The organism is Corynebacterium sp. PCR 32 (genome assembly GCF_037464985.1).
Taxonomy (GTDB): Bacteria; Actinomycetota; Actinomycetes; order Mycobacteriales; family Mycobacteriaceae; genus Corynebacterium; species Corynebacterium kroppenstedtii_D.
This window is the reverse complement of record NZ_JBAHVL010000005.1, coordinates 40,167-63,566: the sequence shown is the minus strand read 5'-3', so window position 1 is coordinate 63,566 and position 23,400 is coordinate 40,167. Positions and strand designations below refer to the sequence as shown.

Annotated in this window: 20 protein-coding genes and 1 tRNA gene; 15 read left to right on the top strand and 6 right to left on the bottom strand. The window is 52.7% G+C overall.

Annotated features, from left to right (window positions below; translation table 11 throughout):
• Window positions 1-28: 28 nt before the first annotated feature.
• From V5S80_RS07425 to V5S80_RS07415, 3 genes are all read right to left on the bottom strand, one after another.
• Window positions 29-1,108: a hypothetical protein gene (locus V5S80_RS07425; protein ID WP_395170136.1), complete on the bottom strand. Its 1,080-nt coding sequence runs from the start codon at window positions 1,106-1,108 to the stop codon at window positions 29-31.
• 13 nt (window positions 1,109-1,121) lie between these two features.
• Window positions 1,122-1,427, bottom strand: a complete 306-nt coding sequence (locus tag V5S80_RS07420) for an urease subunit gamma (RefSeq protein WP_395170135.1) — start codon at window positions 1,425-1,427, stop codon at window positions 1,122-1,124.
• Window positions 1,428-1,665: 238 nt separating this feature from the next.
• The gene (locus tag V5S80_RS07415; RefSeq protein ID WP_395170134.1) at window positions 1,666-3,003 is read right to left on the bottom strand and encodes a DUF4921 family protein; all 1,338 of its coding nucleotides are present in this window, start codon (window positions 3,001-3,003) and stop codon (window positions 1,666-1,668) included.
• Between the two features lie 174 nt (window positions 3,004-3,177).
• Between V5S80_RS07415 and V5S80_RS07410 the strand changes: the two genes are divergently transcribed.
• From V5S80_RS07410 to V5S80_RS07365, 10 genes are all read left to right on the top strand, one after another.
• A complete protein-coding gene (locus V5S80_RS07410; RefSeq protein ID WP_395170133.1) occupies window positions 3,178-4,518 on the top strand; it encodes a threonine/serine exporter ThrE family protein in 1,341 nt (446 codons plus the stop codon).
• Between the two features lie 129 nt (window positions 4,519-4,647).
• Entirely contained in the window at window positions 4,648-5,541 is an 894-nt protein-coding gene (locus V5S80_RS07405; RefSeq protein WP_395170132.1) for an SGNH/GDSL hydrolase family protein, read from the top strand.
• A 406-nt stretch (window positions 5,542-5,947) separates the two neighbouring features.
• Window positions 5,948-6,829 carry an SGNH/GDSL hydrolase family protein gene (locus tag V5S80_RS07400; protein WP_395170131.1) on the top strand — a complete coding sequence of 294 codons (882 nt, stop codon included), beginning with the start codon at window positions 5,948-5,950 and terminating at the stop codon, window positions 6,827-6,829.
• A gap of 112 nt (window positions 6,830-6,941) precedes the next feature.
• Window positions 6,942-7,015: transfer RNA gene (locus V5S80_RS07395), tRNA-Leu, on the top strand.
• Between the two features lie 106 nt (window positions 7,016-7,121).
• Window positions 7,122-7,394: a hypothetical protein gene (locus V5S80_RS07390; protein WP_395170130.1), complete on the top strand. Its 273-nt coding sequence runs from the start codon at window positions 7,122-7,124 to the stop codon at window positions 7,392-7,394.
• Window positions 7,395-7,749: 355 nt separating this feature from the next.
• Window positions 7,750-7,905 (top strand): hypothetical protein, encoded by a 156-nt coding sequence (locus V5S80_RS07385; protein WP_395170129.1) that lies wholly within the window; start codon window positions 7,750-7,752, stop codon window positions 7,903-7,905.
• A gap of 101 nt (window positions 7,906-8,006) precedes the next feature.
• Window positions 8,007-8,225 (top strand): hypothetical protein, encoded by a 219-nt coding sequence (locus V5S80_RS07380; protein ID WP_395170128.1) that lies wholly within the window; start codon window positions 8,007-8,009, stop codon window positions 8,223-8,225.
• A gap of 296 nt (window positions 8,226-8,521) precedes the next feature.
• The gene (locus V5S80_RS07375; protein WP_395170127.1) at window positions 8,522-9,097 is read left to right on the top strand and encodes a hypothetical protein; all 576 of its coding nucleotides are present in this window, start codon (window positions 8,522-8,524) and stop codon (window positions 9,095-9,097) included.
• An 807-nt stretch (window positions 9,098-9,904) separates the two neighbouring features.
• A complete protein-coding gene (locus V5S80_RS07370) occupies window positions 9,905-10,153 on the top strand; it encodes a hypothetical protein (protein WP_395170126.1) in 249 nt (82 codons plus the stop codon).
• 226 nt (window positions 10,154-10,379) lie between these two features.
• Window positions 10,380-10,688 carry a hypothetical protein gene (locus tag V5S80_RS07365; protein ID WP_395170125.1) on the top strand — a complete coding sequence of 103 codons (309 nt, stop codon included), beginning with the start codon at window positions 10,380-10,382 and terminating at the stop codon, window positions 10,686-10,688.
• 226 nt (window positions 10,689-10,914) lie between these two features.
• Here V5S80_RS07365 and V5S80_RS07360 read toward each other — a convergent pair whose 3' ends face one another.
• Window positions 10,915-11,310 (bottom strand): hypothetical protein, encoded by a 396-nt coding sequence (locus tag V5S80_RS07360; RefSeq protein ID WP_395170124.1) that lies wholly within the window; start codon window positions 11,308-11,310, stop codon window positions 10,915-10,917.
• Window positions 11,311-11,361: 51 nt separating this feature from the next.
• Between V5S80_RS07360 and V5S80_RS07355 the strand changes: the two genes are divergently transcribed.
• The 4 genes from V5S80_RS07355 (at window position 11,362) to V5S80_RS07340 (ending at window position 19,465) form a co-directional block, all read left to right on the top strand.
• Complete coding sequence (locus V5S80_RS07355) at window positions 11,362-12,474, top strand: sulfurtransferase (RefSeq protein WP_395170123.1); 1,113 nt, start codon at window positions 11,362-11,364, stop codon at window positions 12,472-12,474.
• Window positions 12,475-12,602: 128 nt separating this feature from the next.
• The gene (polA, locus tag V5S80_RS07350; protein WP_395170122.1) at window positions 12,603-15,383 is read left to right on the top strand and encodes a DNA polymerase I; all 2,781 of its coding nucleotides are present in this window, start codon (window positions 12,603-12,605) and stop codon (window positions 15,381-15,383) included.
• Between the two features lie 327 nt (window positions 15,384-15,710).
• A complete protein-coding gene (gene rpsA / locus V5S80_RS07345; protein WP_395170121.1) occupies window positions 15,711-17,177 on the top strand; it encodes a 30S ribosomal protein S1 in 1,467 nt (488 codons plus the stop codon).
• A 248-nt stretch (window positions 17,178-17,425) separates the two neighbouring features.
• Entirely contained in the window at window positions 17,426-19,465 is a 2,040-nt protein-coding gene (locus V5S80_RS07340) for a glucose PTS transporter subunit IIA (protein ID WP_395170120.1), read from the top strand.
• A gap of 161 nt (window positions 19,466-19,626) precedes the next feature.
• Here V5S80_RS07340 and V5S80_RS07335 read toward each other — a convergent pair whose 3' ends face one another.
• Window positions 19,627-20,631 carry a MaoC/PaaZ C-terminal domain-containing protein gene (locus tag V5S80_RS07335; RefSeq protein ID WP_395170119.1) on the bottom strand — a complete coding sequence of 335 codons (1,005 nt, stop codon included), beginning with the start codon at window positions 20,629-20,631 and terminating at the stop codon, window positions 19,627-19,629.
• Window position 20,632: 1 nt separating this feature from the next.
• Window positions 20,633-21,976: a 3-oxoacyl-ACP reductase gene (locus V5S80_RS07330; RefSeq protein ID WP_395170118.1), complete on the bottom strand. Its 1,344-nt coding sequence runs from the start codon at window positions 21,974-21,976 to the stop codon at window positions 20,633-20,635.
• A gap of 110 nt (window positions 21,977-22,086) precedes the next feature.
• Here V5S80_RS07330 and V5S80_RS07325 point away from each other — a divergent pair, with 110 nt between their 5' ends.
• Window positions 22,087-23,391, top strand: coding sequence for an acetyl-CoA C-acetyltransferase (locus V5S80_RS07325; RefSeq protein ID WP_395170117.1), 1,305 nt, complete (start codon window positions 22,087-22,089; stop codon window positions 23,389-23,391).
• The last annotated feature ends 9 nt before the right edge of the window (window positions 23,392-23,400 follow it).

The window sequence follows — 23,400 nt, the reverse complement described above, 5'->3', positions numbered from 1 at the left end:
AATTGGGTGGTGGCGGCACGTATAGAGGCTAGTGCCGGTGATGATGATCAGCGTGGAAGGACTTGTGGCTGTGCATGTGAGTATGGGGATGGTGATGATGTGAGTGAGTGTGATGACCATCGTCGTCTCCATGGCTATGGGCGAAGCCAGAGTCATGATCGGCCCATAGTGCTGCCTCCATCCCAATAACTGGGACCGGGCGACGTCCATAGTGTTCTGTCCGCTCACCATGGTGAGCCCTCTGTGTATCCTGGCTATCGAACCCAGAGAGATCCGCGCGCGCGTCGGCAATATTCTGTTCGATCAACACCGCCAGGGCCGATGGCGTCCATAACGGAACTTCTCTATATTTCTGGCCGCCCTGATGTAACTCATTATCAGTGGCCGGCATGAGGTCTGCCCGCACAACAACGATTCGTTCTGAGACGGTGGTGCTGTCGCCCTGGCTGACGCGAATCTCGGGGGCTGTGGTCTCCATGCAACGAGGCCACTTGCCCCCTGGGGTGCTATTGCGAGCGCATGCGTCGTCGAGAATGATCTCTGCATGGTGGATAGCCTTACTCAAACTGGGGGCTGCCCCGTCGAACGCTACTGAGATGTCCGCATGCCCATATTGCCACGCCAGGCGAGCGTCACGGAACAGATCCGCGTCGAAAAAAGGATCCAGCGCAACTGAGAAAATAACGTACGAGAGCGCAGGGTTGGAGCGCATGTTGGCTCGTAAGGCAGATACCCGCGTCGTCCTATTACCGATTGGACGAGAGATGATGATGCGAGCCGCGGGATTACTCCGTTTCCACCATAGGACCGCCTGCGCTAGTACTGTGATGCTGTGAAGATCTCGACCCGCAGTCATAGGAATAATGACTGTGGGATCATGAGTGTCATCCACGGATTTCTCACAATGTACAGCGTTGAGAACAGCTGACAGGTCAGTCGCGGAGTGAACGATGGCCACAGGCTCGTGATTACTGCTGTGGACTGGATTGCCATCTGTGGGGACTGGGATCTCATCAACCTCGATGAGACGGTAATGGTGACGATGTGCTACAGCCGCACGAATGAGGTGATCATCCTGAGCTTCACGTCCGCAGTATAGAATAATCATGGTCAACTCCGGACTAATGCCTAATCGGATCATGGACTGAGACAAGTTTTGTGCCGTCAGGAAAAGTAGCTTCCACCTGCACTAATGAGACCATCTCTGGTACGCCGTCGAGGACCTCATCAACTGTGAGGACTGTCGTACCGATATGCATTGCCTCTGCTACGCTCTTCCCGTCTCGGGCTGCCTCGATAACGGAATCAGAGATCAGCGCGACCGCCTCGGGTTGGTTGAGCCTCACTCCTCGTTCTCTTCGACGCTGCGCCACTTGAGCTGCAAGGAAAACGAGCAACTTGTCTGTCTCACGGGGGGAAAGATTCATCGATTCAGCTCCTTATATCGCGTGACAAAACCTGGGAACAGGTGGATAAGTCCCAGCTGGTGTCGTCATGAACGCCTCTGAACGTGGACGTTCGCCGCCGACGGGAGGTGGTGAGCAACGTGTTGTTGAGAACCCCAGTGTTGGACGGAGCGTCACCGACGCGGACTTCATCTAGTGGCTACTGTGCCACCGTGGTGCGACGAGATCATCGATATTATGTTGCGGGCGTGTAAATTTTTTAGCGGAGGGCTGGGTTATACTTCAATGAGTTGCGACGATACGTCAGTTCGCCGGCGATACGGACTGAATCAGCGAGTCGCCCCTCTCTGCGAAGCTGAGTCAAACGGTGAGACATTCGGTGTCGAATATTTTCCGGTGAAATGGTATTTAGATATACTTTGGTTGATCCTTCGAAACCAGCGAGTTTTGACGCCCGCCATTTAATCATCACACGCCAAGGCACTGGGATATCCAAGTCAATGGGTTTGTGGTGCCATTCCTCATTGCATGGGACTTCTGCGCCAGTCGCCGCGTGGCAGGCATGAATGAGATCACTCATGTCGCGCATTTCTTCTTCTGTGAGCTTCCACGGCTCACATATTGCCGATCGAGAATAGATCTCAATGGTGGGGTAGCGGTGACCGAATCCAGCGAACGCGACAGCATGGGTGTTTTCAGCGATGATTAAGTTGTGGTAGCCGGCATAGTCAACAGCCCATTCGTTGTACATATTGGGATTGGATCGCAGCCGTGCGATCTCGAGTTCAGCTTGGGCCCCGCGTTCATCGATCGCGACCAGTTGCTTGTGTAGGTGCTCAAAACTCGCTCCAGCAGGCGTGAGCCAATTCTGAAACACCGCGACATACCGTGCATACCTATTCCGCGTGTAAAGATCGCGCATAGCATCAGCAGTAAAAGCGATGAATCGATAGTGTTCCTCCGGAGTTAAAGAACCACTTGACGCGAGTTGTCCACTGGTGGTCGCGCTATCTCTGTAGTGACGCCGAGCTACGATCACATCGTGTCCACCTGCAAAATAGGCCGGGGCGCGTGTGAGAAGTTCCCCTTCAGACATTTCATTGATTTCTGATTCGGGTATACCAGAGGCGCGAAGGCGTGTCGCGATAATGGCAAGAACATGCTGTCGACCGGCAGGCTCGCTGAGGTAGTCATTCATGTGTGCCGCTGTCTCTGGGTCCATCGCGAAGCCGTGGTTAGCTCGCCAGTAGTCGTACCCAAGTATCTCAACGAGGTTCGGTATGCGCCTGAATTCAGCTATCGTGTCGGTGATCTGGCTTTCCTTTAGACGATAGAGAGTACTCCAGGAGCCGTCCTCAACGATCACACGTGCTTTTTCTGGTGGTGTTTCCTTATATCGTCCTGGACAGAAAGCACACGCGTGATGGTGGTCGTGCGTTGTGAGGGTGTGGTCACTGTCAACAGGGTGGGATAGCGGCTGATGCGTACGGCCCGGTACTGTCCAGACTTCGGTGCCGGTAAAAGGGTTGACCTGCTTGATGGTTCCGTCAGCAAGGGTGGTTAACGGAGCGAGAGGAAGGGCAACGGGAGTACTCACGTGCGAAAACCTTAGCGCGTGGCGGAAGTGAATGCGACCTTGATTGACGTATCCGCCGATCATGACAATCCTGCATCTCATGATGGGTGGGTGTTAAATAGATACGGGTGCAACAACCTCAGCGTACGTAGCTTTGACGGTATGTGATCCGCCATAAGAAAAAGGCGATGACTAGTGAACACTGATGGTCAACAGATGACGTCGCATGAGCGTGATCCGCATATCGGGGTCGATGCTGATGCTGTCTTGCGTGTGGGAGAGTTATTACTTTCTGCTGGCACTGGTGCGTACCGGGTGATCCGGGCGATGAAACGAACGGCTCGATCGTTGGGCTTTGATCGTTTTGACGCTTCGGTCACCATGACAAGTATTCGATTCACAGGGCGGCGGGGTAACAATTTTCGGACGGAAGTGAGCACGTTAAAGAAGTATGGAGTGGATTCTTCCCTTATTGAGGCTATTGAGGACCTGACACATCATCTTCCTGCCGAGATCACGGCGGAATGGGTTCACGACAAGCTTGATGCGATCGAAGGCAACCAGCGAATCCGCTGGAGCTATGTTTCGCGGGCAGTAGCAGCGGCGGTTGCCTGTGCAGCGTTTGCGGTTCTCAATCACTTCAGCTTGGTATCAGCGGTGGCGGTTGCATTGAGCGCTGTGTGTGGGCAAACGGCCAAAATGTATGTGGGGAGTAGAAATTTCAATCAACTAGGGACAACGGCAGTGTCAGGGGCCGGTGCATGCCTAGTGTATTTCGGCGTGCGCCAGTTCTTCGTCATAACTCCGTGGGGAGCTTCTCAGCCCATGTTGGGTCAGGGATATGTCGCCGCGATGTTATTCTTGATACCTGGATTTCCGCTATTTACCGCGCTTGTTGACCTTGCACGATTAGACATTGCTGCAGGATGTGAGCGCTTTGTCTATGCCTTTGAGATTATAGTGTCAGCCACGATGGCCGCCTGGATTGTTTCCGCGTGTACTGGTTTGGAGCCGTCGGTTCCTGCTCAGGGTGGCACGACGGAGTGGTCGTGGCTCATTGTTGTGGGGATTTCGAGTGTGTGCGGTGTCGCCGGATTTGCTATTTTGTTTAATTCGTCTCGGCGAATGATCGCCATCGCTGCTGTGGTCGGAGCGATAGCGAACGTTGTGAAATTCGCTGTTTTGTTCTTGGGGGCACCGATTCAGATTGCGGGGTTGATCGGCGGATTGTGTGTCGGATTGCTAGCGAACGCTATTCGAGATCGTTCCTATATCCCGCGTATTACAGTAACGATTCCAGCAGCCGTCATCATGATTCCAGGAGCGGACATGTTTCGTGGGATCTACTACCTCAACTACGGGAATATTAATGCTGCAGTGACGCACATGGTGACTGCTTCGTTGCAAGTTTTTGCCATTGCCGCTGGCCTTGTAATCGCACGGCTAGCTGCTGATGAATCGTGGGCCCGTCACCAGAATATCGATTTTTCTCACCGAATGGACCATTCAGCGGACAGAAAACAGAAAAAGCATTAATATGACGAGGTAAGTCTGTGCAGTATTTGGGATACTATATCAAAACTATAGCGTGGCGGTGGATTTTTTGTCGTGGTGTTATGATCTTGGGAAACAGGTACCTCCTGTTGCTTTTGAAAGAAGGAATATATGAAGTTTTCAATGAGGAGCTTCACCTCAATTGTTTTGTCTGTTTCAACGATAGTGTTAAGTGCAGTAACGTTTGCGCAGCCTGCAAGCGCACTAGCGCCTGGGGATAAATATGTCGCGTTGGGCGATTCATATGCATCGGTAGGGTCTCTCACTGCACCACAGTTGAAGAATCCTATATGTTCAGCATCAATGGACAATTACGCTCATAAAGTTGCACAGCGGCATGGTCTACAGTTGGATGATGCAACGTGTGCCTGGGCGTTAACATTCAACTATGATCATCCTCAGAATCATGTCCTCCCATTCACCGCACTGACGGGGCAGCGTGAGCATCTCACTCCGGACACGAAGCTGGTCACCATCACCCTTGGTGGTAACGACGCGGGTGCAAGTCTCGGATTTGCAGCATGCTTATTGAGGGCAGTGACGGGGCTTGGTCTCAGTTGTCGTACGACAACTGAAGGCATCTTGGAACATCTCAGAAATGATCCTGGTATTGATGGTCGTACGTTGTTGCAGCGCGAGGTAGACATTATTAAGGATGTCAAGCATCGTGCACCTGATGCAAAAATCATTGTGACGGGATATATGAATGCCTCCAAGCCAGAAAACTGGTGTCTCAAAGATGGTTTCCTTACGAAGGATGAACGAGAATTTATTGCTGAGGCGATTGACAAAGTCAATGAAGTTGTGAAAGAGGCTGCTGATCAAACTGGCGTGACCTATGTTGCTCCGCCGAATGAAGACAAAGGGTGGTGTGATGGTATTGGGTCTCAAGCGAGTAATTCTTTGCTCGGGCTGACCGATAATACCTTACCGGCTCATCCTACGGCTGCTGGTCAACAAAGGATGGCGGATGCAATTTCTGCGCATCTCAATCTAGAGAACTGATGTACTCAATAGCCTTTCGTATGGAAAATTGACAGTGGCCGTGTGGTGTGCTTCGCAGGTAAATATCTGCGGGGGTGACCACACTGTCGGTTAATGTGGCCATTGACGTTATCTGGAATCTAGCTCATAGATGAGCGTATGTAGCGCTACCATGTGCTGTGTATATAATTCAGTTCCTCTAATGACATGCATATGTGTGTCTGAAGTGGATTCAATTGATATATATAAAAGACACTCTGTGTACTCAGAGTTGAGTAATGGTTCGTTGAGTGGCGGCGATATACGTAGATAATGGTTGGTGACAGTTCTTTAACGTGATGGATGCGTTATGTCCTGCATCTTTACTTTTATAGTGGTACTGTTTTGCCACATGTAGTTACCCCTTGACCCTTGAAAGAAGGATCGTATGAAGTTAGCAACGAGAAGTCTTGCCTCGATTGTTGTTGCCTCTGCGGCGGCGTTGGGTGCAGCAGTGTGTGCCCCGTCTGTGCATGCTGTTGAGGCGGGAGATAAGTATGTTGCGTTGGGTGATTCATATGCGGCAGTTGGGTCATTGACGACGCCCCAGTTGAAGAATCCTGCATGTGGAGCATCTACTGACAACTATGCTCACAAGCTTGCCCAAGCGCGTGGCCTTCAACTGGATGATGCGACGTGTGGATGGGCCTTCTCCTTCAATTATGATCACCCTCAGAACCACGCCCTCCCATTCACCGCACTGACGGGGCAGCGTGAGCATCTCACTCCGGACACGAAGCTGGTCACCATCACCCTTGGCGGTAACGATGCGGGGGTGGGCTATGCCTTCCCGGCGTGCTTCGCTCGAGCTTTGACGGGCCTTGGCCCGGATTGTCGATCTACCACCCAAGCGACCATTCAGAAGCTTATTCATGATCCTGGTGTTGATGGTCGTACGTTGTTGCAGCGCGAGGTGGACATTATTAAGGATGTCAAGCATCGTGCACCTGATGCAAAAATCATTGTGACGGGATATATGAATGCCTCCAAGCCAGAAAACTGGTGTCTCAATGATGGTCTTCTGACACGGGATGAGCGTGCATATATTGCCGAATCCGTTGAGGATCTTAACGGAGTTGTCAAAGAGGCTGCTGATCAAACTGGCGTGACCTATGTTGCTCCGCCGAATGAAGACAAAGGGTGGTGTGACGGTGGTATTGGCACCCAACCGAGTAGTTCCATGTGGGGGCTTGTGGATAATACGCTTCCCGCGCATCCGACCGCTGTAGGGCAGCAAAAGATGGCTGATGCAATTTCTGCCCACATTTAGTGGGCAGAAATCTAACCTGACCGGCTGATTTCTTTGTTGTATATGGAGTCCCGTATACTTTTTCCTCGTGTCAGCCGGGTACGGCGTATACCGTATCGGTCCGGGCATATTTGCCCCGGTAGCCCAATTGGCAGAGGCAACGGATTCAAAACCCGTCCAGTGTGAGTTCGAGTCTCACCCGGGGCACACCCTATTTTTACCGCCTGACCAGGGGTTTTGCACCCTGGGAGGGCGGTTTTTGTGATCTAGGCCATAGTGGTCTGACCAGCAGTTTTATAATCATTTAAAACGGATGTCAGCCAAAATAGAGCCAAAAAATCAGACCGCCCGCAACCGGCCCACTCCTTCCACAAGCTCGTCCATCGCAGACGAAACAACATCCAAATCATCATCAAACAGAGCCGAATACGTATCCAACGTCATCGCCGCCGACGCGGAAGCTCTCATTCATGGGTATAAAGGTCGAACGTTCGCCCAGGCTCCCGATGCGGTGGCCATCATTGTGGCCCGGACGGTGGCCTGCGCGATTTCATGTGGGGACACGGAGGCGGCAGCGGATTCCTAGTTGCAGCAGACAAGGCCCTTTTTCGTTGACTACCTACTATGCCTCGTGTTTATGGGGTGGGGGGTGTGGCTGTCGTCTCAAGATTAGATCGCGTTGCGCCTGTACCGGACGATTCCTGGCATTGTTACCGTGGATATCTGCTAAAAGGGGGTGGTCAGCTATGCACTTTGCGCATGGTGAAACGGTGACGGTCGTCCGCAACGGAGAGGCCGACCATTATAGCGACCACTAACCTGCCCGCGAGTTCACAGTGTCCGGATGTGGGATAAATTGGAACATCACCACAGAAGCCATCTACGCGAATAAAGCTATAACACGGTCGAAGACGGTCATCTTGAGTGTGATCTCTTTCTACATGTCGGCAGACGCGGATATCCGCTCAACCGACCGTGTGGGGCTCGCCGGTGGTTCATTGTGGACGGTGAATGGGCGTTCTGCCGATGGAAGAACCCTATCACTGGGGGCAGGTCTGGAGGTTCGCCTCGCGGAGATGACGGCGGATGAAGTATGACATTCCACGACGTGGTTCGAACCCGCGGGTTGTGAGGGTATGAGGGGTTTTCCTGATTCTGAGGTGCTGGCGGCTGACATGTCGCTTCTGTGGGCACGACGGTGATGATTTTACCGGAGAATACCCAGAAGTGGCTGGAGTCTGGTGAGGTCTTTGTGCGGGTGCAGCGTGTTGGTGGATCGGATGACCGGATCACTGATCGCGATGAGGTGATGGTGACATGTTGGGTGAAAACCAGGTCGAAAGCATGGGAGGCGTCCCGGCGTGTGAAGAGCATTGTGGTTCAGTTCTCAACTGGTGTCTGTGCGGGTGGACGTTAGCTGGTGTATCTAGTCTGGTGTTCGGCTGTCCTCGGATGATCTGGATGAGAGGTATGTGTCTCAGCAGTTCCATAATGATGTACGGTATCAATAAGCTGGGAGGAAAAATATAAAGACATATTTTAATTTCTAAGCCGAAATAACAATTTTGATGGCCTCTATTGAAATTTTGAAGTCTGTTGGTTATGATGCAAGCATGTAGAATTTAGCGCCTTATCGGATGGTCCTATATGGCGAGTTTTATCTTGAAAGGGTAGGAAGGGTGAAAAACGGGAAAGTTAAATTGGCTCTCTTCTGTGGCTACATTTATAACACTTACAATTTCTGTAGGTGCGGCTCCTTCTATACATGGTGAGGAATCCGATCGTGAAGCTCCCCTGACATTATCATCTTACTCCTCTCTCAAGAATGAAGGCACCATCACGATCCAATCTGGCAAGTTAAGTGATGAGGATGCGGCTTTCATCGCGCATGTTGGCGATGCTAGTGAAGTGTTCGTCGAGAAAGATGGCAAGATTGCTCTCTCAGTTTCCGATGAAACGTTGGAGAACAAGTACAACTTCGATAACAAGGAAATCCATCGTCTTCATCAGGACGTTTTGGGGAAGCCAGTCAGGCAAGCTCTTGATGAAAGCAATGTGGTTACTCCCCGAGCCTCCGTAGATGGTAAAGCAGTGTGTTTCAGTCATGAAGACCTTGCGGTTGGTGCTGGGGTGACTATCGTTGCTGCAGCTGACGCTAGGCCTGCAGCTATTGCTGCTGCTTTAGAGGCTGCATCTTCTGCCTTTGGGGGCCAGTCGGCGCTGCCATCGGCGGTGTTCTTACACTGGCAAGTGCTCCTTCGCTTGTTGAGATCGGTGGAAGAGCGGTAAGTGCAGCGGCAACTAACCGAGGGCTAAAGATTGGAGTTCACTGGGATTACCCTCCCGTTTATGCAGACTACTGCTAAGACGTTGGAATGTATCAATGGCTGCGAAAAGGGGTCGTGCTTGCAGGTGATAACAAAGGTTCAATCGGTTCTCGCGACGGTTGCTTATATACTGATTTATTCGGGATGTACGTTATTGTCAGTCTATAAACAGCGCGACGATTACTTGTCGGCATCCTATCTGTTTTTGTGGATTATTCCGCTCACTGTCGGCTTGGTTGGAATAGCCTACTTGATAATAGTTAAGAAATTTCGAGCAACTATGTTTTACGGTATCCCCACCGTCGTGTTTGCTATAGGTGTTGCGCTTGGTGCACCGTCGATGTTTACCCGGCTGGTGAGCTTGGGTCTATTTTGTATTTTACTCTGTGCGATCTGGTTTCAGCATTTCAAAACTCGACAGTAAATACGCGGATTTTTCTTAGTGACTTGGCGATTCCCAGGGTCAAGCCACTAAGTATTCGTGATAGTCAGCGTCGAAAAGGGAGGGGTGGTTTAAATGTAATAAGGCCAGCGTAGGCGTCGGCGGGAGACCGTTGGATAGGCCGAAGCCGATGCCAACATCCCTCATTAACCTAGTTGTTTTTCTGGCATCCCACCCAGGGTGCCTTTTCTATAGGTAAGGGGTATCAAACATCGCAGGAACCACTTTTGACGCCGTAAAGAAGGATAACGCGGCGGCGATCCGTAAGTACACCTCCGCGTTTATCTAGGTTGGTCCTATGTCGCCAACTCCACCACCCTGGCCACCATGGACTACCGGTTCCTCATTGTGGGCCGTGACGACTCGGGGATTAGGAGTTCTTTCAAAGCGTGGTACGTGCCGCGCGGCCAGATCAGTGAGGTGGATTCACTGTCGTTCTCTGCTGAGGATGAGCACGCCTACAACCTGACGTTGGCGGCAACTCCTGATCCAACGGTGAAGGTCGCGGTGAAGATGTTCCTGGGTGGCACTGGGTTTAAGGTGAATGCACAGGCGCTTGGTTGGAAAAATAGCTAACTCTGGGGGATCAGTGGCGTTATCTCCAGGGGCAAGAGCCGGGCTGTCGGCTTCTCGACGGCGATTAGCTTTGTGCACGGGCCTATTACCCGGATTGGTGAGGCGTTCGCTGGTCTAGCTGGCGCATTCGCGATTTTCGGGGCCGGATTTAAGCGCCTCAACGACATTCAACGCGCCGAACTATTCGGCCATGTTTGCCCAGTCTGGCGTCACTATGGGTAAGCCCATGAACGGCCCGATACACGCGTTCACCAACGTATCCTCAATTGCTGAGGGGTCACGCATCGACGTGGGCCGCGTCAGGCAGCAGAACAGCGTGCAGGGCACGATGACCGGCGAAGACCTTAATCAGATGGGGGATGCTGGAGTTAACGCCACGAAGTACCTCGATGACTCCATGCGCATGTTTCAGGACGACGGTATGCAATCTATTAATGACGGCAGGGTGTTGTTCCAGGACGTTGTGACTGCGATTAACCAGGGCACGGGCAATCTTGGTAAGGAGAAGGGGACTCTTCTAGGCCAAGCTGTCTAAGACGACTTTTGAGGCTTCTTTATTGGCATGTGCATGGAATCCTCGATCTGTGGCACATCGTGGTGAAATCATTCATTTCGTCGTCAGCGACATGTGGGATGGGATTTGTGCCGGGGCTCGCATCGTGCGGGATGTACTGGGTGGTAGCGGCGAATATAGTGGTGGCGCATTCATGGGGTGCTCGGCACCCTTGTAGCCTGTATTGGGGAAGCGTTTAACGCCGCTGCTAACGCCGTGATGGTGGCGTGGTCGTACATGCTATAGCCCATTTTTGCCGAACCTCAGTGAGCTGGGGGCGGTCGACTGTATCCATGGAGGCATCGAAGTTGTCCTGCTTCAAAAATGATAGGTCGGTGTAGTCCCCAATTTTCGCGCGTGCACTAAGATTGTCTTTGGAAACGCGGTATACCCCGATAGTAAGCTGTAGTTTCTTAGAATCATCACGCCAGCCAGTTACCCCAATGGCGATGATGCCCGTGTAGTTCGTGTGGTGCAGTAACGCATTGGCGTAATGTACCGCCCCATTGACCGCGTAGTTTTTAATGTTCGCGAAATTCGGTTGGCACTTCGCTGTACCGGCACACTCCTTCCACAAGCTCGTCGATCGCAGACGAAACAACATCCAAATCATCCTACGATAGAGTTCGCACCTCCCATTTCGTACTATGGCATCATGATGAATGAGCTGCCTTGGGTAATCTCTGTAAAGGAACTTCTCGAACTTCAGCGAGAGTCCGCTGCTCATGAGAAACAACGGGCTGTTGAACGAGAGGCAGCCCGCCAACGAGCTGATTGGGTTGATACGTCGTTAGCGAATTTAGATGACCTGTCTGAGGATGAGCGGGAACGCCTTGACAGGTATCTCCACGATGCAGATGAGGATGACAATGATGCGTCGACGAAGCCGTTGGCAACCTGTCCTGTCGTCATCGCCGACGTCCGATGGTACCTCGACGGTAAGTCCGGCAATGCTGCTTATCTCGACGGGCATATCCCGGGTGCGGTCTTCGTTGATCTCGATACCATGCTTGCGGGGCCCGCAACTCGGGAAGAAGGCCGTCATCCACTGCCACTCGAAGAAAGCTTTGCGGCAGCTATGGAAGTCAGTGGCATTGCAGATGACACCGTGGTGATTGCATACGACGATGCGGGGGGAGCGTCAGCCTCACGGTTAGTGTGGTTACTCCGAGCCAGTGGACATCGGGCTGCTGTCCTCAATGGTGGTCTTAACGCGTGGATTGACTATATTTCGTCATTGGAGTCAACTGGTTCGCACCCAGATGGCCGCCTCAACATGAGTGGACACGTGCTTGAATCAGGGGAAGATCTGACAGTGCCAGAGGATGCAGGCGCGTTTTCCGTGCGGCCCTTCAATGCTGATTGGATCGCGTCGATAGAGGAGACTTGCGTAGCTGCGTTGACGCCAGATAAAGCCGTCATCGATGCCCGTGCTCCTGAACGCTACCAGGGTGAGGATGAACCGATCGATAGTCGTGGAGGTCATATCCCGGGCGCGTACAACCTTTTCCATGGTGAATTCATCGATAGTCACGGATTTTTCTTGGATACAAGAGACATCGTGTCGCACGTGGAAAGCGCTGGCATCGATACATCCGCACAGCCTTATGCGGAATCTCCCATTATCTACTGTGGGTCAGGTGTGACAGCGACGCATGAGATTGTAGCCTTGGCACACGCGGGCATTCATAGTCGTTTGTATCCAGGGTCATGGTCACAGTACTCAGCAACGGAACGGTCGATGGTTACTGGTCCTGATCGGACCTAGGGGTGGTCATCATCCTGGCTACGGCGTGGTGCTGCGTTAGTGTGACACACATGGGATCGCACTGTCAGTGACCATCGTGTCGACGATTTTGTTCTTGCTATCTGAATAACACTAAGGAGTCAGATTTTATGGTGTCTGGCACAGGCGATGAGAATGTTAAGAAGAAACTACTGCTTCTTGATGGCCACTCGTTGGCGTTCCGCGCATTTTATGCCCTTCCAGCGGAGAATTTTACCGACGCGTCGGGGCAACATACGAATGCAGTCTACGGGTTCATTTCCATGTTGGTGACCCTTCTCGATCAGGAAAAGCCGACGCATATCGCCGCCGCTTTTGATATGTCGGGGCCGACCTTCCGGTCTGAGAAATTCGCCGCGTATAAAGCCCAGCGACCGGAGACTCCTGCAGAATTCAAGGGGCAAATCGACCTTATCCGGCGAGCCTTACAGACCATGGGAATCGTCACTGTCGACTATGAGCGCTATGAAGCCGACGACGTTATTGCGACTCTTGCTACCCAAGGGCACAACAATGATTTCGATACCTATATTTGCACTGGTGATCGCGATTCACTCCAGCTTGTCGCTGATGATGTGACAGTGTTGTATACGCTCCGAGGGGTGAGTAATCTTGCGCGATTCACTCCAGAAGCTGTCGAGGAGAAATATGGTGTTACCCCGGCGCAATATCCGGATCTAGCGGCTCTTCGTGGAGACACTTCTGACAACATGCCGGGAGTCCCCGGCGTAGGTCCCAAGACCGCTCAAAAATGGATAAATAAATATGGTTCCCTGGCCAACCTTATTGAGAATATGGACGATGTTGGTGGCAAAGTCGGTGATGCTCTTCGGCGAAACATCGATACTGTGATCCAAGCTCGCGAGCTGACGGAAATGGTTCGTGACGTACCTATCACATACACACCGGGGGAGTGCGCACTTCGTCCACCGTCGCGACGCGACATTAATGATTTCTTCGATGAACTCCAGTTTGGAACGAATCTTCGTGAACGTGTCTTTTCCGTGATCCCAACGCAAGGCGGAGGTGGAGAGGATCGTTCCAGGCTGCAGCGAACAACCTATTCACGGATCGGCCTTAAAGAAGGCGGTGTTCGTCAGTGGTTGGATAAGGGCGCTGGTGGGGGGTTGAGGGGAGTTGCAGCGCTGGGAGAGGCCACCCCCTCGTCGCCAACGATGACTGCTCTTGCCGTGGTGCAGGGTACCGAGACGGCGATTATTAATCCGAAACACATGTCGGATGATGATCTCTCGGCTCTTAAGGAATATTTACAGGATCAACAGGTTCCTGTCGTGGTCCACGACGGTAAGAGGTTGTGTCATATGATGAGCGGCCATGGAATCACGCTCGACAATATTGAACATGACACGAAACTGGCATCGTATTTGCTCCGCCCCGACCTTACGAGCTTTGATCTCGATAGTACAGTGCGCCGTTATCTTGGCCGAGAACTTTACAGTGGGGACGTCATTGCCTGGGAAGAGGAACACCGTTCCGGACGCCAGATGGCATTGGATGTCGGCCAGGATGCTTCCGAGAGTAGCGATGATGATCGCTCATTAGCAGGCATCTCTTGGCCAGCATGCGAGAAGCTAGCAGATGAGGCCGAAGCTCCCATTGAGCTGGCAGAAGAACTTGCCGTCAAGCTTGACCGGGCAGGGCTGTACTCTATCTACGAAAACCTTGAAGTCCCACTCGTTACCATTCTTTTTGCTATGGAGCACGCAGGAATCTACGCCGACAAAGCGCGCATGATTGCATTGCGTGATTCCACAGCCGAAAAACTCGCTAGGGAGGCTGACGCAGCCCGCAACCTCGTTGATATGCCACACCTGAATTTGAGCAGTCCCAAACAGCTTCAAGAGGTGCTGTTCACTAAATTGGAGCTGCCAAAGACAAAGAAAACGAAGACGGGGTATTCGACTGCGGCCAAAGCAATCGAACAGCTTGCGCAGAAGCATCCACATGAGTTTCTTGATCACCTGCTTGCGCATCGTGAATATCAGAAGCGAGTGAGTACGCTTGATGGGTTGATCAAAGCGATTTCGGCGGACGGGCGTGTGCATACGACGTTTAACCAAACAGCTACCGCTACCGGGCGTTTGTCGTCGACAGATCCCAACCTGCAGAACATTCCTGTCCGCACCGAACAGGGTCGACAGATTCGTGCGGCGTTCGTGCCTGGCGAGGGATATGAAGCGCTGTTGACCGCCGATTACTCGCAGATTGAAATGCGGGTAATGGCACATCTGTCTCAGGACGCTGGATTGATTGAGGCGTATCGCGGTGGGGAAGACCTTCACAATTATGTGGGGTCCCAAGTCTTTGATGTACCAGTGTCTGATGTGACTCCTGAGTTGCGGAGGCGTGTTAAAGCCTTGAGCTATGGGCTCGTCTATGGACTATCTGAGTATGGGCTATCGCAACAGCTTGATATCTCAGTGCGTGAGGCCAAAGACATTATGGTGAAGTATTTCGAGCGCTTTGGCGGTGTACGCCGATATCTCAGGGACGTTGTCAATCAAGCGAGAAAAGATGGCTACACCTCGACCATGCTGGGGAGGCGGAGATACTTGCCTGATCTCACAAGCATGAATAGACAGGCTCGAGAAAATGCGGAACGTGCTGCGTTAAATGCTCCGATTCAAGGAACGGCAGCCGACATCATTAAAGTTGCGATGATCCGGGTTGATGCAGCGTTGAGGAAGCAGAAGTTATCGTCGCGCGTGCTTCTTCAGGTTCACGATGAGTTAGATGTTGAGGTTGCTGACGGTGAATTAGAGCAGGTCACGGAAATAGTGCATAAGGAGATGGGAGAGGCCATAGAGCTTGCAGTACCGCTCGACGTGGGGGTCGGGTGTGGTGCTGATTGGAACGCGGCAGCACATTAGTGTGATCGTGGTTCGTGGTGTTGCCTCGGAGCCGACGACGAACGGCATGAATGTATCGGCGTAACGTTTGCTTGTGCAGGTAAAATGCGATAAATTCTAGTATCGCGTGTGTGTCCGCCTCTTTATTTTCCTTTTCTTACCACGTTTGGCCGGGACATAGCCTACGTAGCGGCCGGGCCTGTGACTGCGGTGTTACCGCCAGCCAAAGTAGAGGAAATGAGGTTAAACATGTGAGGAGTCTTCGCGAAACGGAATGGCTTCTCGTATGTGTGATGCGCTCGTTCCTGTCCGCATTTCGATTTCAATCCGTTTCGGAGCACTTAACATATGCCCACTTCTACAACCCCTCAGGTAGCCATTAATGACATTGGCTCTACTGAGGATTTCCTCGCTGCCATCGATTCCACCATCAAGTACTTCAACGATGGTGACATCGTCGAGGGTACTGTGGTCAAGATTGATCACGATGAGGTTCTTCTTGATATTGGATACAAGACGGAAGGTGTTATCCCTTCCCGTGAGTTGTCCATCAAGCACGAAATCGACCCCAATGATGTCGTTGAGGTCGGAGACGAGATCGACGCTCTGGTTCTCACCAAAGAGGACAAAGAAGGTCGCCTGATCCTGTCGAAGAAGCGTGCACAGTACGAGCGCGCGTGGGGCACCATCGAAGAACTCAAGGAAAAGGATGAGCCCGTTACCGGTACCGTTATCGAGGTTGTCAAGGGTGGTTTGATTCTCGATATCGGTCTTCGTGGCTTCCTCCCCGCTTCTTTGGTTGAGATGCGTCGCGTCCGCGATCTCCAGCCGTACATCGGCCAGGAACTGGAAGCTAAAATCATCGAGCTTGACAAGCACCGTAATAACGTTGTGCTCTCTCGTCGTGCGTGGTTGGAGCAGACCCAATCTGAGGTTCGCTCTGAGTTCCTGCACCAGCTTCAGAAGGGACAGGTCCGTAAGGGCGTTGTTTCTTCCATCGTTAACTTCGGTGCGTTCGTCGACCTTGGTGGTGTTGACGGTCTCGTTCACGTTTCTGAACTGTCGTGGAAGCACATCGATCATCCGTCTGAGGTTGTCGCCGTTGGTGATGAAGTTACCGTTGAGGTTCTCGACGTTGACATGGACCGCGAACGTGTGTCGTTGTCCCTCAAGGCCACCCAGGAAGATCCGTGGCGCGTCTTTGCCCGGACCCATGCTATTGGCCAAATTGTGCCTGGCAAGGTCACCAAGCTGGTTCCGTTCGGTGCATTCGTTCGCGTCGAAGAGGGAATCGAGGGCTTGGTTCACATTTCCGAGTTGGCCGAGCGCCACGTGGAGGTTCCGGACCAGGTTGTCAACGTTGGCGAAGAAGCCATGGTCAAGGTTATCGACATCGATCTCGAGCGTCGTCGTATCTCGCTGTCCCTCAAGCAGGCTGACGAGGACTACACCGAAGAGTTTGATCCGTCGAAGTACGGTATGGCTGACTCCTACGATGAGCAGGGCAACTATATCTTCCCCGAGGGCTTCGACCCTGAGACTAATGAATGGCTCGAAGGTTTCGAAGAACAGCGGGCAGAGTGGGAAGCTCGTTACGCTGAATCGGAGCGTCGTCACGAGATGCACACCGCACAGATCGAGCGCCACCGCGCAGGTGCTGCTGAAGCCAAGGAAGCTGAAGAGTCTGGTTACTCCTCCGAATCTGAGGGTGAGTCCGCTCCGGCTGCACAGAATGACGCTGATGATGCCGGCTCGCTGGCATCCGATGAGCAGCTTGCCAAACTGCGTGAGAAACTCGCCGGTGGAGAAAATTAATAGATAGGCAGCCATATTGTTGTGATGGCAGTATGGTGACTCCTAACCATCTACCCCCTTGCCCACCTGGGTGAGGGGGTTTGCTGTGAGCAGGTCATGATGGCAGGTTGTAGTGTGATGGGTAACTCGCAGCCCCTAGTGTGGAGACGATCACAAACCGCCGCTATTAATGCACGGACTTCCAGGGTACGATAATCGCGAACATGGTCCGAATAGACACAGTCGGACATATATGCGAAAGGATTGTGATGGCTTCGCAAACCGAAACCACCTCACGGTTCATCCTGGACAATATCGGTGGCGCGGACAATATCGCGTCGGTGACTCACTGTGCAACCCGCCTGCGTTTCCAGTTGAATGATCGATCACAAGTAAATACAGAAGCTCTTGATACCAATGCCTCAGTTCTCGGAGTTGTTCCCCAAGGAAGCAATGGGCTTCAGGTTGTTATGGGGGGAGCGGTAGCAAACTACTACCAGGAGATGATTAAACTCCCGGGTGTTGCTACAAACGCCCATGATGATGACAACCCTCAGAATTCTGCGAACAAGGAATACGGAGGAGTCCGCAGCAGATTTACCTGGGTGGACTATGCGTTCGAATTCCTTTCTGATACTTTCCGTCCTATCCTGTGGGCCCTCCTTGGCGCGTCCCTGATCATCACGATTTTAGTTCTCCTTGACACGATGGGGATCCAAGATTTCAGGGCAGAGCATCAGCCGCCGACGTACCAGTTTATGCATGCCATGTATCAGTCGGTCTTCTATTTCTTACCGATCATGGTGGGCGCCACCGCAGCCCGAAAACTAGGTGCGAACGAATGGGTTGGTGCTGCCATTCCTGGTGCTTTGATGAGCCCAGAGTTTGCGAACCTTGGTAGTCGAGAAGACGTCGTTCATGTTTTCGGGCTTCCTCTCGTGTTGAACGAATACAGTGGTCAAGTATTTCCACCGCTTATTGCTGCTATCGCGCTTTACTGGGTGGAAAAAGGGCTCAAGAAGGCCATCCCAGAGGCCGTTCAGATGGTTTTTGTCCCCTTCTTCTCCCTAGTGATCATGATTCCGGCGACGGCGTTTTTGTTAGGACCATTTGGAATCGGAGTTGGCAACGGCATCTCACATGCGTTGAAAGCTATCAACGATTTCTCTCCGTTCATTCTCTCAGTTGTTGTTCCGTTGTTGTACCCGTTTATTGTTCCGCTGGGCTTACACTGGCCACTGAACGCCGTCATGATCCAGAACATCAATTCGCTGGGGTATGACTTCATCCAGGGCCCTATGGGGGCTTGGAACTTCGCCTGTTTTGGGTTAGTCGCCGGTGTGCTCTACCGGTCATTTCGTGAGCGCAATAAAGCAATGAAGCAGGTGTCAATCGGTGCACTAGCGGCAGGTCTACTTGGTGGAATTTCCGAGCCATCCTTATATGGCATTGTGCTTCGTTTCACAAAAACATATCCGCGGCTTCTCGTTGGTTGTTTCGCCGGCGGCGTAGTCATGGGGATATTCAATGTGAAGGCGAATGCCTTCGTCTTTACCTCAATCCTGACGATTCCTGCGCTCCAACCGTCGTTGGGATACGCTATTGGCATCGTTGTCGCCTTCTTCACCTCATTCTTCATGGTCGTTTTCTTTGACTACCGGTCGAAGGAAGAACGCGTGGAAGTCCGGGCAAAGATCGCCGTTGACGAGGCCATGACGAACGGCGAGGCTGTGCACGAATCAGAAGCACAACCACAGGCAGCGGCATCTAAACATACGATTCGTCCAGTACTTACCACACCCGCTGTGTTGGGCGCTCCGCTGGCCGGCACTGTGGTTCCGCTGGAGGAGGTGCCTGATCCGGCTTTCGCTGGAGGAACAGTCGGTCATGGTGTCGCTATTGAACCCTCAGGTGACGTGATTGTTAGTCCTGGTGACGGGAAAGTCGTCGCGGTGCAGGGACATGCTATTGGTGTACGGCTTGACCTTGGCGTTGATCTCCTCATTCATGTTGGTATTGACACGGTTGGGATGAGAGGCGAGGGCTTCGAATCGTTCGTTAAGCGTGGTGAGCGTGTGACCGTGGGACAGAGACTAATGGCGTTCGATAAGGAAACGATTATCAGCGCTGGACATCCGGCTATCACCCCAGTACTTATCACCAACTGGAAGAAGGTGGGAGGCATCGAGACGATCGCACACGGCGACATCTCCTATGGCGATGATCTTCTCAAACTGACCCCACAAGAACAGGTCACTGGGCAGAGGACAATCAACGAGAACCAGTCCTCAACGCTGCATGTATCATAACTGATTCTTCACATAGCGAGCTCTCATTATCGTTGTGAGGTCAGGAGGCTATTCGCCGGCCTCAAACACCCATCTTATTGTGATAGTGACAACCCCGACGCGGACTCCGCACCAGGTGGTTGAGCGGAGGACCAATGTCGGGGTGCACGTCGTGAAACGTCCTAGATTTCGGTCAATTGAGCGGTGACATTGACGTTTGAAGAATCTTTTGCGCTGGTATAACGCAAGTCCCAGTACGAGTGTGAGTTATTGTGCGGATGCTGTGAAGTATATGCTGCGAGGGACGCTGGAAGGATAATTGGCTTACCGAATTCCACGACATACCGTGCACGGTCTGGGACTCTGCCTTCAACCGTGCTCAACAACGATGCTGCGCTCCACATGCCATGAGCAATGGTCGAGGGGAAACCAAACAATTTGGCCCCCAGCTTAGACACGTGAATGGGGTTCTTATCCCCTGATACGGCGGCATATTTCTTGATATCCGACGACGACACCCGGGTAGTTGTGGTGGGATCGTCGGGGAGGCAGATACTGAGCCGCGTGTAGTCATCTTTGGGAAGGTGATCTGGGGTTTTTCTGACTGACAGCATAGTGGATCGCTGGCGCCATGTTGTCGTTTCGTCGTCGCCTGTTGGGTGTACTTCCGTCACAATATCGATCAGGAGGCCTTTGGGATGCCGCCGCAACGATTCGGCGTACACGACGACGTCCATCGTGTCAGTGACGGTAATAGGGGAGTACTGCTCAATGATATTGCGGAGATGAATGGTTCCCACTGCCGGAAAGGGAAAATCCGGGGCATTCATTGCGGTCATCACGAGGGGGAATGTCACTGCGTAGGGATATGTAATCGGTACAGCACTAGTGACACGAAGCCCACACGCCCCACAATATTCGGCGAGGTTGGTGGCATTAATCTGAACTTTGTTGACCCTATATGCTGTCGAGGGGCTCGCGAGATCTTTCCCAGACCCTCTGGAGCCGCGTCCTCCAGGAATTGTTGGGCGTGGTACAAAACCGGCTAACGCTTTCCGGTATTCGTCACCAAGAATGGGGATGGTGTCGAGCTCGACGATTGTCTTCATATCCAGGGAACGTCCGTTCGCCTGGGAGGTCGAGGACGCCATGTCGATGGAATGCACACTGGCCGTGGGTGAATTCACGTTATGCCCCCAAGAATGATTGCCCGCAGACGCGGATGACATTACCGTTGATGGCTTCCGACGCGGGTGATGCAAAGTAGGCGATGGCCTCTGCAACGTCAACCGTGAGTCCACCTTGTTGAAGTGAGTTGAGGCGACGCCCTACTTCGCGAGTGACAACTGGAATAGCCGCGGTCATCTGCGTTTCGATGAAACCTGGTGCAACAGCATTGACGGTGATCCCATGGCCAGCCGAGGAAGCAAAAGAATCAACGAAACCGATGACCCCTGCCTTGCTGTAGGCGTAATTGGTTTGTCCGCGGTTGCCGGCGATACCAGCCATCGACGATACGCCAATAATGCGACCATTGTCATTGATCGCCCCCAGCTTGAGGAGCCGTTCTGTGATGGTCAGTGGTGCGGTGATGTTGACGGCCATCACTGACTTCCAACGGGCATCATCCATGCCTGCCATAGTTTTGTCTCGGGTAATTCCGGCATTATGAACGATAATGTCGATCCCGCCGTTGTGACGCTCTTTGACATGCTGGGCAAGGCGGTCTCCGGCGTCGGGTGCGGTGACATCGAGGCCAAGAGATGTCCCGTTGATGCCGTTTGCAGTCTGCGTCAAGGCTTCTCCGGCGGCAGGAATATCGACGCAGATCACGTGTGCACCGTCGCGAGCCAGAACTTCCGCGATAGTTTTTCCGATGCCGCGGGCCGCGCCGGTGACGACCGCGATTTTTCCTTCGAGTGGAGTATCCCAGTTGACCGACGGAGCCTTGGCATCGTTGAGGCGGAAGACTTGGGCATCGACGTACGCAGATTTCCCCGAAAGAATGAATCGGAGGGTGGATTCGATGCTAGCGAGGGGAGTGGATGGCTCAGTGTAGACCAACTGAACAGTGGCTCCGCGGCGCATTTCTTTCGCTAACGAACGTGTAAAACCTTCGAGGCCTCGTTGCGCGATCCGAGACGCGGTAGAGCCTGCAGTGTCCGGGTTGTGCCCGATCACGATGACACGTGCACAGGGGCCAAGACGTCGAACAATCGGATTGATGGTCTCATATAGTTCAAACGATTCAGCAGGGGTTGTATACCCAGTAGCGTCGATGATGAGACCGGCCACTTTACCGTCAGTTGCTGGGGTTCCATCGTCCTTAGTGTCGATGATGGTGTACGTCGTGTCGAGTAATTCTCGAAGGGGGGAGGCCAGTGAGCCTGTTCCTGTGATAATGATGGGGCCGTTCAAGGGCGGTTGGCCAGGCTTGAAGCGGCGAAGGTTTTCCGGTTTAGGCAATCCGAGTTTGGATGCGACGAACGCTCCAGCGCCCGAATTAACGAAACGTGAGTAGGTATCAGCCATGGAAGATCCCTCCGGGTCAACGTTTTACGAGTTTCTGTTCAATTAGCCTACGGTGAACATACACAATATGAGAGAGTTTTAGTGATACGAATCTCAGAGAGGGACGAACCATGACTCGTAAGGTAGCAATCGTTGGTGGAAACCGAATCCCGTTCGCACGCTCGAATGGCCGTTACGCTAACGCAACTAATCAAGATATGTTGACCGCAGCCATCGATGGTCTGGTCAGTCGCTATCACCTGCAAAATGAGCGCTTAGGAATGGTTGCGGCTGGGGCTGTGCTCAAACACTCTCGCGACTTCAATCTAACGAGGGAGTGCGTACTTGGCTCACATTTGGCGTCGGACACTCCAGCGTTTGATCTCCAGCAAGCATGTGGGACAGGACTTGCTGCTGCGATTCAGGTGGCAGATGCGATTTCCTTGGGCCGTATTGAAGCGGGTGTTGCCGGGGGTGTTGATACCACTTCGGATGCGCCGATTGCCGTTAACGATGATTTGCGGAAGCTTTTGATCAAGGCCTCGACAGCAAAAACCGCAGGCCAGCGAGTGAAACTACTCGGGAAGATCCGCCCGCAGTTGCTTGTGCCGGAGCAACCACGCAATGGTGAGCCACGAACGGGGCTGTCTATGGGGGATCATGCTGCGATCACTGCCCGTGAGATGGGTGTTTCTCGTGCGGAGCAGGACGAATTCGCTGCCGATAGTCATCACAAGCTCGCTGCGGCGTACGAGGAGGGCTTCTTCGATGATCTTGTAACCCCGTATTTGGGATTGAATCGTGATAACAATCTGCGCCCAGACTCGACCGTGGAAAAGCTCTCGACGTTGAAGCCGGTCTTCGGTAAAAAAGACGCTGCCCGTCATGGTGTACGTGCGACCATGACAGCTGGAAACTCCACCCCACTTACCGATGGTGCTTCGGCAGTGTTGTTGTCTTCTGAAGACTGGGCGAAGGAACACAACTTACCCGTGCGTGCGTATCTCACTGATTCTGAGACTGCTGCTGTCGATTTTGTCCATGGCCGCGGACGTCTGACTCCGGATGGCCTGTTAATGGCGCCGACGTATGCTGTTCCGCGGTTGCTGCGTCGCAACGGGCTGACTCTTCAAGACTTTGATTTCTATGAGATCCATGAAGCCTTTGCGTCACAGGTACTGGCGACTCTCGCTGCGTGGGAGTCTCCCGAATACTGCTCACAGCGGTTAGGGCTGGATAAACCTTTGGGTGCGATCGATCGCTCCAAACTGAATGTTAAGGGTTCGTCGTTGGCAGCAGGTCACCCCTTCGCTGCAACCGGAGGTCGGTTGATTGCAACTGCTGCGAAACTCCTGGAGAACAAAGGATCCGGCCGCGCATTGGTATCTATCTGTGCAGCGGGTGGTCAGGGTGTCACCGCGATCATTGAGCGATAAAGCACCGAT

Bases quoted from the DNA above. Each gene is read 5' to 3' on its own strand.
- V5S80_RS07425 (WP_395170136.1), bottom strand. From the start codon at position 1,108: ATGATTATTCTATACTGCGGACGTGAAGCTCAGGATGATCACCTCATT.
- V5S80_RS07420 (WP_395170135.1), bottom strand. From the start codon at position 1,427: ATGAATCTTTCCCCCCGTGAGACAGACAAGTTGCTCGTTTTCCTTGCA.
- V5S80_RS07405 (WP_395170132.1), top strand. From the start codon at position 4,648: ATGAAGTTTTCAATGAGGAGCTTCACCTCAATTGTTTTGTCTGTTTCA.
- V5S80_RS07400 (WP_395170131.1), top strand. From the start codon at position 5,948: ATGAAGTTAGCAACGAGAAGTCTTGCCTCGATTGTTGTTGCCTCTGCG.
- V5S80_RS07390 (WP_395170130.1), top strand. From the start codon at position 7,122: ATGTCAGCCAAAATAGAGCCAAAAAATCAGACCGCCCGCAACCGGCCC.
- V5S80_RS07385 (WP_395170129.1), top strand. From the start codon at position 7,750: ATGTCGGCAGACGCGGATATCCGCTCAACCGACCGTGTGGGGCTCGCC.
- V5S80_RS07370 (WP_395170126.1), top strand. From the start codon at position 9,905: ATGGACTACCGGTTCCTCATTGTGGGCCGTGACGACTCGGGGATTAGG.
- V5S80_RS07365 (WP_395170125.1), top strand. From the start codon at position 10,380: ATGAACGGCCCGATACACGCGTTCACCAACGTATCCTCAATTGCTGAG.
- V5S80_RS07360 (WP_395170124.1), bottom strand. From the start codon at position 11,310: ATGTTGTTTCGTCTGCGATCGACGAGCTTGTGGAAGGAGTGTGCCGGT.
- V5S80_RS07355 (WP_395170123.1), top strand. From the start codon at position 11,362: ATGATGAATGAGCTGCCTTGGGTAATCTCTGTAAAGGAACTTCTCGAA.
- polA (WP_395170122.1), top strand. From the start codon at position 12,603: ATGGTGTCTGGCACAGGCGATGAGAATGTTAAGAAGAAACTACTGCTT.
- rpsA (WP_395170121.1), top strand. From the start codon at position 15,711: ATGCCCACTTCTACAACCCCTCAGGTAGCCATTAATGACATTGGCTCT.
- V5S80_RS07340 (WP_395170120.1), top strand. From the start codon at position 17,426: ATGGCTTCGCAAACCGAAACCACCTCACGGTTCATCCTGGACAATATC.
- V5S80_RS07330 (WP_395170118.1), bottom strand. From the start codon at position 21,976: ATGGCTGATACCTACTCACGTTTCGTTAATTCGGGCGCTGGAGCGTTC.
- V5S80_RS07325 (WP_395170117.1), top strand. From the start codon at position 22,087: ATGACTCGTAAGGTAGCAATCGTTGGTGGAAACCGAATCCCGTTCGCA.